Origin of the sequence: Streptomyces sp. NPDC007095, from assembly GCF_040634475.1 — a bacterium.
Lineage (GTDB): Bacteria > Actinomycetota > Actinomycetes > Streptomycetales > Streptomycetaceae > Streptomyces.
In genome coordinates this window covers 1-9,312 of sequence record NZ_JBEYFS010000329.1, presented here as the reverse complement: position 1 = coordinate 9,312, position 9,312 = coordinate 1, and the positions used below count along the sequence as shown (strand labels likewise).

Below are 9,312 nucleotides of genomic sequence, written 5' to 3'. Positions count from 1 at the left end.
CCGCGCGCGGCTCCGGTACGGCCCCGTCGGCACCCGGCAGCGCCCCGGCGCGACCGGGCGAGGGCGGCCCCAGTCCGCTCAGGCGGCGCGTGCGCGGCGCGACCCTGCAGGCCACCACCGCCTCGACCCGGCTGCCCAAACAGACCATCACCAACCCACGGCCGCCCGCCTGGCAGACCGCCGACGCGGAAGCGGCACGATCCGAGATCGACGAGTTCGAGGAAGCCGTCCTGCGGGCCGAGCGCGAGAGCGCGACAGAGGTCCGTGGTACCGGCTTCGGGTCGGCCCGTTCAGGGGGCCGTCCCGACATCTCTGGCGATTCCAGCGCAGAGATCAACAGACCCTCATTCCCGGAAGGCATGAGCAAGTGACCATGTGGACAGGTGGACCGGAGTCCGCGGCCGTGGAACAGGCGACGGACGTGAAGGCCGCCGCTGCCGACTTCAATTGGCTGCTCAATCGTTTCGCCACCGAGACCGCCGGCGTCGTCGACGTGATCGGGGTGTCCTCCGACGGTCTGTTGATCGCGGTGTCCCAACTACGCGGCAAGGCGGACTCGGAGCGGCTCGCGGCCATCGTCTCCGGGATCACGAGCCTCGCCATGGGCGCGTCCGGCAACTACGGCCTCGGCGGGCTCAACAAGGTCATCATCGACCTGGAGGAAGGGCACGTCCTGGTGTCCGCGCTCGGCGCGGGCGCGGTGCTCGGCGTGGTCGCCTCCAAGGAGGCGAAGCTCGGGAACATCGCGTACGAGATGACCCTCTTCGCCAACCGCGCCGGTGCCGCGCTGAGCCCGCAACTGGTCATGGAGCTCAAGAACACCGTGGGGATCGCGCCGACCGGTTGACGGTCGGCGGGGGCGTCACGAAGGCCGGGACGACCCGCGAGGTGAAGGGTGAGGACGAGATGACGGCCGGCGAGCCATCAGCCGCCGACGACGACGCATGGGGAGCGGAGCACCCCCCGTCGATCGTCAGGCCATTCCTGCTGACCGCGGGGCGGATCGCCGGCGGTGACAGTCTGGTGCCGACGATTCCGATCGAGACGCAGGTCGTCGCGACGGATCTCGGTCTGGCCACGCTGGACGCCTTCGTCTTCGACCAGCACCGCGACATCATCACGGTCTGCCGCCAGCCGCAGTCGCTGGCGGAGATCGCGGCGAAACTGCGGATGCATTTGAATGTGATCAGGGTGCTCGCCGACGATCTGCGCGCCGACGGTCAACTGGCCTTGTACGCACCGCAGGCCGAATCCGCCCGCGACGCCACCGTATTGCGAAGGGTTATCGATGGTCTCCGAGCTATCCCCGACTCCCGGGGCGCGATCCGTGAGCGCTGACACCGAGGGTCCCCGGCCGCCGATGCCGGTCAAGATGGTGATCGCGGGCGGCTTCGGCGTGGGCAAGACCACCACCGTGGGTGCCATCTCCGAAATCGAGCCGCTCACCACCGAGGCGTCCATCACCTCGGTCGCCGCGGGCATCGACGACCTCTCCCACACCCCGGAGAAGATGACGACCACCGTCGCCATGGACTTCGGCTGTGTCACGCTCGACCCGACCCTGAAGCTCTATCTGTTCGGCACCCCCGGCCAGGAGCGCTTCGGGTTCATGTGGGACGACCTGGTCGAGGGTGCCCTCGGCGGGCTCGTCATCGTCGACACCCGCCGGCTCGACGACTGCTACGCGGCCGTCGACTACTTCGAGCACCGCGAGATCCCCTTCGCGGTGGCCGTCAACGCCTTCGACGGCAAGGTCGAACACGACCTGAACGACGTACGGTGGGCCCTCGACGTCGGCGACCACGTGCCGCTCACCGTGTTCGACGCCCGCGAGCGCGGGTCCGTGCGGGACGCGCTCCTCGTCGTCCTCGAACACGCCCTGGCGACCGCGCAGCAGTGAACGAAGGAGGAGGGGGACGGGCCTTGTGGCTCGTCCCCCTCTTTCCTTTTCCTCAGGCCGTACGGCGCCTGCGCACCCCCGGGGACACCGCCACCCGGGCAATGGCCCAGAACAGCACCAGCACGAGCAGCGCGAGGATCGCGGTGAGGGCCGCGCCGCCCACCACCTTCTCGTAGTTGCGCTGGTAGAGGCCGTCCAGGATGTAACGGCCGACCCCGCCGAGGCTCACATAGGCCGCGATGGTCGCCGTGGACACGATCTGGATCGCCGCCGAACGCAGACCGCTGAGGATCAGCGGCAGCGCCGCCGGCACCTCGACCTGGAACAGGACCTTCCCCTCCGGCATGCCCATTCCGCGGGCGGCGTCGACGGGGGAGGGATCCAGGGTGCGGATCGCCTCGTACGTGGTGATGAGGATCGGCGGGACCGCCAGCACCACGAGCGGGATCATCACGGGCACGATGCCGAGGCCGAGCCAGACGAACATCAGCACCAGCAGCCCGAAGGTGGGCAGCGCCCGGGCACCCGCCGACACGAAGGCCAGCGCGTTGCCGCCGCGGCCGGTGTGTCCGGTGACCAGGCCGATGGGCAGGCCGACGGCCGCGGCGATCGCGAGCGCCCCGGCGGTGTACTGGAGGTGTTCCCACACACGCTGCGGGATCCCGTCGTACCCGTGCCAGTGGGAGCCGTCGGAGAAGAAGGACTGAATGAAGTTGAGTACGTTCACGAGACGCTCTCCGGTGTGCGGGCGGCGCCCGCGATCGTGGACGTACGGCGTGCGGCCTTGCGGCCGGAGGCCGGCTGCCAGGGGGTGAGCACGCGGCGCAGCAGGACGAGCACGGCGTCGACCAGCACGGCGAGAACGGCGGTGGTGACCACCGAGTTCACGGCGAGGAGAGGGCGGTGGTAGAGCATCGCGGTGGTGAGCAGGTTGCCGAGCGCCCCCTGGTTGCCGATCAGCGAGCCGACGCTGACCAGACTGATGCTGGATGCGGTCGCCACGCGCAGTCCGGCCATGATCGCGGGTACGGCGATGGGCAGTTGGACCTGGAGGTAGCGCCGCAGCGAACCGATGCCCATCGCCGCGGCGGCGGCGTTCGTCTCCTCGGGGACCGAGCGGACGCCGTCGACGACCGCCGGGACGAGAACCACCAGACTGTAGAGGGTCAGCGGGATCATCACGGTGGTCTTGCTCAGCCCGGTGTAGTCGATGAGCACCACGAAGAAGGCGATCGACGGGATCGCGTACAGCACCGTGGTGATCCAGAGGACCGGCGGATAGATCCAGTTGACGCGGACGCACAGCAGGCCGATCGGCAACGCCAGCAGGAGACCCACGAGCACCGGGATCAGCGCCTCCTGCATGTGCGTGGAGATCAGGCCGAAATAGCTGCTCTGGAGGTCGCTCGGGATGTCGAAGAAGCCGTTCATCGCGCGGCCTTCACCGTGGAGACGCCCTCGGAGTCCGCGGCGCGGCGCTGCCTGGCCGCGCGGATCGCCGCGGCGACCGTCTCCTGCCCGGCGAGCCCCAGCACGCGTCCCGCCCCGTCCACGGCGACCGCCTGACCGGTGGGCGAGAGCACCGCCCGGTCCAGCGCGACCCGCAGCGAGTCCTTGCCGATCTCGAAGGCCTGCCCGTACGGCTCCAGTGTCCGGACGTCACCGGCCCAGACCGTCAGGTCGGCCCAGCCCAGCGGCTTTCCGTCCGCGTCGGTGACCAGTACCGGCCCCGCGCCGCCCGGCTTCCCGGCGAGCTGCTGCCAGTCGCTGCCGACCGGGAAGACCTGGGAGCGGTCGAGTTCGAGGTCGCGGGTGGACAGGAACGACAGCCCGCGGATGCCCCGGTCGCCGCCGAGGAACTCCTCCACGAACGTGTCGGCGGGCGCCGACAGCAGCTCGTCGGGGGCGGCGAACTGGGCGAGCTTGCCGCCGGTGCGCAGCACGGCGACACGGTCACCGATCGTGATGGCCTCGTCCATGTCGTGGGTGACGAACACGATGGCCTTGCCCAGTTCGCCCTGGATGCGCAGCAACTCCTCCTGCAGACCACGCCGGACGACCGGGTCGACGGCGGAGAACGGCTCGTCCATCAGCAGGATCGGCGGGTCGGCGGCGAGTGCGCGGGCGACACCGACGCGCTGCTGCTGGCCGCCGGAAAGCTGGTAGGGGTAGCGGCGGGCCATGGCCGGGTCCAGGCCCACCCGTTCCATCAGTTCCGCCGCGCGGGCGCGGGCGCGCTGCTTGGACCAGCCGAGCAGCCGCGGCACCGTGGCGATGTTGTCGAGGATCGTGCGGTGCTGGAAGAGCCCCGCGTTCTGGATGACGTAACCCATGGACTGGCGCAGGGCGTTGACCGGTTTGCGGAGGATGTCCTCGCCGTTGACGCGGATCGTGCCACTGCTGGGCTCGATCATGCGGTTGATCATCCGCAGTGTGGTGGTCTTGCCGCACCCCGAAGGCCCGACGAGCACGGTGATCGAGTGGTTCGGTATCTGGAGGGACAGGCGATCGACGGCCACCGTGCCGTCGGCATATCGCTTGCTGACATCTTCGATGGCTATCAAGCGTCGAAACCCTTCGGGAACGGCTGTGATCGGACGTGACCGGATCACATGCACGAGGGTGCGTAGTCTAGCCAGTTGGCGCGTGTGTTCGGGCATCGCAGGATGGCCGGTTGTGGAGGGTGCGCAGGTGGAGCCCGTTGCGTCGCGCGAGCCGGTCGGGTGAGAGCGGGCGCTCCGCCGTGCGGGTGATCTCCGGGCGTGGCGGCGCGGAGGCGACGACATCCCCCGGGAGACTGTCGCCCTCATGCTCTGTCGACCCTGCCGCCACAGCCCGGAGACACCCACTTGCGATTCCCCTTCCGCCGGGCCGCGCTGGCCGGCGCCGCCGTGCTCGTCGTGTCGTCCGCCCCGGCCGCACCCGCCGCCGCGGACGACACGGTGGCCGACCCGGCCCAGTACGTGAACCCCTTCGTCGGTACCGCGCCCGGAGGGGCCGATTTCGGCCATGGCGGCGGTGCCGGAAACACCTTCCCCGGCGCGACCGCACCCCTCGGCGGGGTGCAGTGGAGCCCGGACACGGTGACCTACCAGCACGGCGGGTACGCGTACAGGGACAACCGGATCCGAGGATTCAGCCTCACCCACATCTCCGGGGCCGGCTGCAAGGACTACGGCAACGTGCCCTTCATGCCGATGCTCGCCGGCGACACCAGCGGGCGGGCGACCTTCTCGCACGCCAACGAGCAGGCGACACCCGGAAACTACCGGGTCACCTTCGACAACGGCATCGGCAGCGAACTCACCGCCACCCAGCGCTCCGGCATCGCCCGCTTCACCTACCCGGCCACCGACGACCGCCCCGCCGCGCTGAGCGTCGACGCGGGCAAGGCGTTCAACGCGGCGACCGGAACGGTCGACATCGGCACCGACACCCTGTCCGGGTTCACCGACAGCGGCGGCTTCTGCAAGACCGCCAACCACTACCGGCTCTACTTCCACGCCGTGTTCGACCACCCCTTCGCCCACGTCGTCCACCCCGACGGCAGACCGGGCGCCGCGCAGGTCTCCTTCGGCCCCGACGTACGCACGGTGACCGTCCGCGTCGGCGTCTCCTTCGTCAGCGTCGACGGCGCCCGCGGGAACATCGCCGCCGAGCAGCACGCGAACCCGTACGACCAGATCCGGCGGGCCGCCCGCGACCGGTGGAACGACTGGCTGGGCCGCATCAGTGTCGGCGGCGGCACCGACACCCGGCGCCGGGTCTTCTACACCGCCCTGTACCACTCGCTCCTGCACCCCAGTGCCTTCAGCGACGCCGACGGCCGCTATCCCGGCATGGACGGCCGCATCCACACGGCCCCCGCCGGACACGTCCAGTACGCGAACTTCTCCGGCTGGGACGTCTACCGCTCCCAGGTCCAGCTGCTCGCCCTGCTGGCCCCGCACGAAGCCTCCGACATCGCGCAGTCCGTCCTCAACCAGGGCCTCCAGGCGGGCTACTTCGACCGTTGGACCCTCGCCAACGGCGGCACCGGCGTCATGGTCGGCGACCCGCTGCCCGTCATCGCCTCCGCCGTCCACGCCTTCGGCGCCACCGACTTCGACGCCCGCGGCCTGCTGCGCGCCGCCATGGCGGGCCGCGAGGACGAGCGCCAGCGACCCGGACACGCGCAGTACGACGCCCTCGGCTACATCCCCGCCGGCACCAAGCGAGTGTGGGGCTCGGCGGCCACCACCCTCGAATACGCCGTCTGTGACTACGCGTTGGCCCAGCTCGCCCACCGTCTGGGCGACACCGCCGCCTACGGCACCCTGCTGAAGGCCTCCGGGAACTGGCGCAACCTGTTCAACCCCGCGACCGGCTACCTCCAGCCGCGCGCGGCCGACGGCACCTGGCCGGCCTTCGCCCCCGCGCAGACGAAGGAGTACGTCGAGGGGAACGCCGCCCAGTACACCTGGATGGTCCCGCACGACCTGCCGGGCCTCTTCACCCTGATGGGCGGGGACGCCGCCGTCACCGCCCGCCTCGACAGCTTCTTCACCCGGCTCAACGCGGGCGGCACCCAGCCCTACGCCTACCTCGGCAACGAGCCGTCGTTCGACACCCCTTGGGCCTACGACTTCGCGGGCCGCCCCGACCGCGCCCGCGACACCGTGCGCCGCGCACTGGCCACCCTGTTCAGTGACCGCCCCGACGGCCTCGTCGGCAACGACGACCTCGGCGCGATGTCCTCCTGGGCCGTGTGGGCGAGCCTCGGCATGTACCCGCAAGCCGCCGGCACAGGGCAACTAGCCCTGGCCGAACCGGCCTTTCCCAGTGTCGTCGTGCACCGCCCGGGCGGCCCGAGGACGGTGCTCGTCGCGCCCGACGCCTCCGCCACCAGCCGCGACATCCGCACGCTCACGGTCACCGCGCCGCACCGAAAGGGTTCGTGAAACCGGCGTCGAGCGGGCGGGGGCCGGGGCCGTCAGACGGCGACGACCCCGACCCCCGCCTCCGTGAACCGCCGCACGGTCTCCTCGTCCACCGCCGAGTCGGTGACCAGTGTGTCCACGGACTCGGCCGCGCAGATCCGGGCGAAGGCGCGCCGGCCCAGCTTGCTGGAGTCGGCGGCGACGATCACACGCTCGGCGCGCTCGCACAGCAGCCGGTTGATCGCCGCCTCGGCCTCGTCGTGGGCGGCCGCCCCGTGCGTCACGTCGAAGGCGACCACGCCCAGCACGGCGACGTCCATGGTGATCTGGCTCAGCACACCGTCCGCGAGCGGCCCGACCAACTCGTACGACTGCGGGCGGGCCACCCCGCCGGTCAGCACGATCTTGAACTGGGGCCGCACGGCCAGTTCGCCCGCGATGTTGAGCGCGTTCGTCACCACGGTCAGCGCGGGCGACCCCGAGGCGAGATCGGGGCGCAGGGCCAGTGCGCGGGCCACCTCGGTGGTGGTCGTGCCGCCGGTCAGGCCCACCGCCTCGCCGGGCGCGACGAGATCGGCCACCGCCTTCGCGATGCGCTGTTTCTCCGAGGCGTGCCGGGCGGTCTTGTAGCGCAGCGGCAGTTCGTACGACACCCCGTGGACGACCGCGCCGCCCCGGGTGCGTACGAGCATCTGCTGCTCGGCGAGCTGGTCGAAGTCGCGCCGGATCGTGGCGGGTGACACCTCCAGCTCGGCCGCGGCCTGCTCGACCTCCAGCCGGCCCCGCTCCACGAGCAGTTCCAGCAGCGCCTTCCAGCGGGCGTCGCGCGACATCCGCACTCTCCGTTCCTCGATCCTTCGCGACCCTAGCGCACCCCCGGCGTACCGCATTCCCTGGCATTTCCGACGCTCGAAATGCTTGATTATGCTCGAAAGTCGGCCTTAACTTGCACTATCTTGCATGAAGGACGTCAGTGGGAGGGGTACGGCATGACCCATGTCGAGCATGAGCTGAACAGCCAGCCCGAGTGCTGGATCCGCGCCGCCGAGCAGGCCAAGGCGCACGGCGGCGCACTGCCGGAAGCGGGGGAGCGGGTCGCGATCGTGGGCTGCGGAACCTCCTTCTTCATGGCGCAGGCCGCCGCGGCGCTGCGTGAAGGGTCCGGGCAGGGTGAGACGGACGCCTTCGCCGCCTCGGAGTTCCCAGGCAGCCGCTCCTACGACCATGTGGTCGCCCTCACCCGCTCCGGCACCACCACCGAGGTGCTCGAACTCCTCGGGCGGCTGCGCGGGCGTACCCGGACGACAGCGATCACCGCCGACCCCGCGACCCCCGTGACGGACCTCGCGGACGAGCTCGTCGTGCTCGACTTCGCGGACGAACGCTCCGTGGTGCAGACCCGGTTCGCGACCACCGCGCTCACCCTGCTCCGCGCCCACCTCGGACTGCACGCCGACGCCGTCGTCGCTGACGCGCGCACCGCGCTCGCGACCCCGCTGCCCGAAGGGCTGGTCGACTGCGCGCAGTTCACGTTCCTGGGCCGCGGCTGGACCGTCGGGCTCGCCAACGAGGCCGGGCTCAAGATGCGTGAGGCCTCCCTGGCCTGGACCGAGGCGTACCCGGCGATGGAGTACCGGCACGGGCCCATCAGCATCACCACCGCCGGCACGGCCACCTGGATGCTCGGCGAGGCCCCCGAAGGGCTGGCCGAGCAGGTACGGGCCACGGGGGGACGGTGGGTGGCGGGTGAACTCGACCCGCTCGCCGAGCTCGTCCGCGCCCAGCGGCTCGCGGTCGCCGTCGCCGCGGCCCGCGGACTCGACCCCGACCGGCCGCGCCACCTCACCCGCTCGGTCGTCCTCGCCCCGTCGGCCCGCTGAGCCGGCGGGCCGCGCACCCAGAAGGAGGAGTTGTGCCACTCGCAGCCACCGGTGACCTGGTCACCGCCGCGGCCGGGGCGCGGACCGCCGTCGCCGCGTTCAACATCATCACCCTGGAGCATGTCGAGGCCGTCATCGCGGGCGCCGAGTCCGTGGCCGCCCCCGTCGTCCTCCAGGTCAGCGAGAACGCCGTGAAGTTCCGCTACGGGCGGCTGCTGCCACTGGCCCGGGCCGCCGCCGCGGCCGCCGAACGTGCCTCGGTGCCTGTCGCGCTGCATCTCGACCACGTCGAGAGCGACGACCTGCTCCGCCAGGCGGCCGCCGCCGGATTCAGCTCGGTGATGTACGACGCGGCCCGGCTGCCGTACGAGGAGAACCTCGCCGCCACCCGGGCCGCCGCCGACTGGGCACACGCCCAAGGCCTTTGGATCGAGGCCGAGTTGGGGGCGGTGGGTGGCAAGAACGGTGAGCCGCCGCTCGACGCGCACGCGCCCGGCGCCCGCACCGACCCCGCCGAGCGCTGATCGCCGAACTGGACGACCGTCAGCGCCGGATCATCCACATGCGTTTCGTCGAGGAGCGCACCCAGGCCCAGATCGGTGAGGAGCTCGGC

Annotated in this window: 10 protein-coding genes and 2 pseudogenes; 8 read left to right on the top strand and 4 right to left on the bottom strand. The window is 71.1% G+C overall.

All coding sequences use genetic code 11. From position 1 onward, the window contains the following. From ABZ656_RS53410 to ABZ656_RS53395, 4 genes and pseudogenes are all read left to right on the top strand, one after another. Positions 1-371 (top strand): annotated as a pseudogene (locus ABZ656_RS53410) (hypothetical protein); the annotation flags it as partial. 2 nt (positions 372-373) lie between these two features. Then, positions 374-847 (top strand): roadblock/LC7 domain-containing protein, encoded by a 474-nt coding sequence (locus ABZ656_RS53405; protein WP_054228754.1) that lies wholly within the window; start codon positions 374-376, stop codon positions 845-847. A 59-nt stretch (positions 848-906) separates the two neighbouring features. Then, complete coding sequence (locus ABZ656_RS53400; protein WP_060898551.1) at positions 907-1,338, top strand: DUF742 domain-containing protein; 432 nt, start codon at positions 907-909, stop codon at positions 1,336-1,338. Beyond that, positions 1,289-1,900, top strand: coding sequence for an ATP/GTP-binding protein (locus ABZ656_RS53395; RefSeq protein WP_054228753.1), 612 nt, complete (start codon positions 1,289-1,291; stop codon positions 1,898-1,900). Before ABZ656_RS53400 ends, ABZ656_RS53395 begins: the two co-directional genes overlap by 50 nt. A 52-nt stretch (positions 1,901-1,952) precedes the next feature. Here the strand turns inward: ABZ656_RS53395 and ABZ656_RS53390 are convergent, their stop codons facing one another. Genes ABZ656_RS53390 through ABZ656_RS53380 form a run of 3 tightly spaced genes read right to left on the bottom strand, consistent with a single transcriptional unit; the run spans position 1,953 to position 4,464 of the window. Next, positions 1,953-2,627, bottom strand: coding sequence for an ABC transporter permease subunit (locus ABZ656_RS53390; protein ID WP_075025595.1), 675 nt, complete (start codon positions 2,625-2,627; stop codon positions 1,953-1,955). Further along, entirely contained in the window at positions 2,624-3,331 is a 708-nt protein-coding gene (locus ABZ656_RS53385; RefSeq protein WP_101407505.1) for an ABC transporter permease subunit, read from the bottom strand. Before ABZ656_RS53385 ends, ABZ656_RS53390 begins: the two co-directional genes overlap by 4 nt. Further along, positions 3,328-4,464 carry an ABC transporter ATP-binding protein gene (locus tag ABZ656_RS53380; RefSeq protein ID WP_101407504.1) on the bottom strand — a complete coding sequence of 379 codons (1,137 nt, stop codon included), beginning with the start codon at positions 4,462-4,464 and terminating at the stop codon, positions 3,328-3,330. The genes ABZ656_RS53385 and ABZ656_RS53380 overlap by 4 nt, the downstream gene beginning before the upstream one ends. Before the next feature lie 285 nt (positions 4,465-4,749). Between ABZ656_RS53380 and ABZ656_RS53375 the strand changes: the two genes are divergently transcribed. Further along, positions 4,750-6,840, top strand: a complete 2,091-nt coding sequence (locus ABZ656_RS53375; RefSeq protein ID WP_360279341.1) for a GH92 family glycosyl hydrolase — start codon at positions 4,750-4,752, stop codon at positions 6,838-6,840. Between the two features lie 32 nt (positions 6,841-6,872). Here the strand turns inward: ABZ656_RS53375 and ABZ656_RS53370 are convergent, their stop codons facing one another. Further along, positions 6,873-7,652 carry a DeoR/GlpR family DNA-binding transcription regulator gene (locus ABZ656_RS53370; RefSeq protein WP_101407502.1) on the bottom strand — a complete coding sequence of 260 codons (780 nt, stop codon included), beginning with the start codon at positions 7,650-7,652 and terminating at the stop codon, positions 6,873-6,875. 156 nt (positions 7,653-7,808) lie between these two features. Between ABZ656_RS53370 and ABZ656_RS53365 the strand changes: the two genes are divergently transcribed. The 3 genes and pseudogenes from ABZ656_RS53365 to ABZ656_RS53355 form a co-directional block, all read left to right on the top strand. Continuing rightward, positions 7,809-8,699, top strand: a complete 891-nt coding sequence (locus ABZ656_RS53365) for a sugar isomerase (RefSeq protein WP_101407501.1) — start codon at positions 7,809-7,811, stop codon at positions 8,697-8,699. Between the two features lie 32 nt (positions 8,700-8,731). Beyond that, positions 8,732-9,223 carry a class II fructose-bisphosphate aldolase gene (locus ABZ656_RS53360; RefSeq protein WP_360279338.1) on the top strand — a complete coding sequence of 164 codons (492 nt, stop codon included), beginning with the start codon at positions 8,732-8,734 and terminating at the stop codon, positions 9,221-9,223. Then, a pseudogene (locus tag ABZ656_RS53355) lies at positions 9,220-9,312 on the top strand (sigma factor-like helix-turn-helix DNA-binding protein); the annotation flags it as partial. The gene ABZ656_RS53360 and the pseudogene ABZ656_RS53355, both read left to right, overlap by 4 nt.

Bases quoted from the DNA above. Each gene is read 5' to 3' on its own strand.
- ABZ656_RS53405 (WP_054228754.1), top strand. From the start codon at position 374: ATGTGGACAGGTGGACCGGAGTCCGCGGCCGTGGAACAGGCGACGGAC.
- ABZ656_RS53400 (WP_060898551.1), top strand. From the start codon at position 907: ATGACGGCCGGCGAGCCATCAGCCGCCGACGACGACGCATGGGGAGCG.
- ABZ656_RS53395 (WP_054228753.1), top strand. From the start codon at position 1,289: ATGGTCTCCGAGCTATCCCCGACTCCCGGGGCGCGATCCGTGAGCGCT.
- ABZ656_RS53385 (WP_101407505.1), bottom strand. From the start codon at position 3,331: ATGAACGGCTTCTTCGACATCCCGAGCGACCTCCAGAGCAGCTATTTC.
- ABZ656_RS53370 (WP_101407502.1), bottom strand. From the start codon at position 7,652: ATGTCGCGCGACGCCCGCTGGAAGGCGCTGCTGGAACTGCTCGTGGAG.
- ABZ656_RS53365 (WP_101407501.1), top strand. From the start codon at position 7,809: ATGACCCATGTCGAGCATGAGCTGAACAGCCAGCCCGAGTGCTGGATC.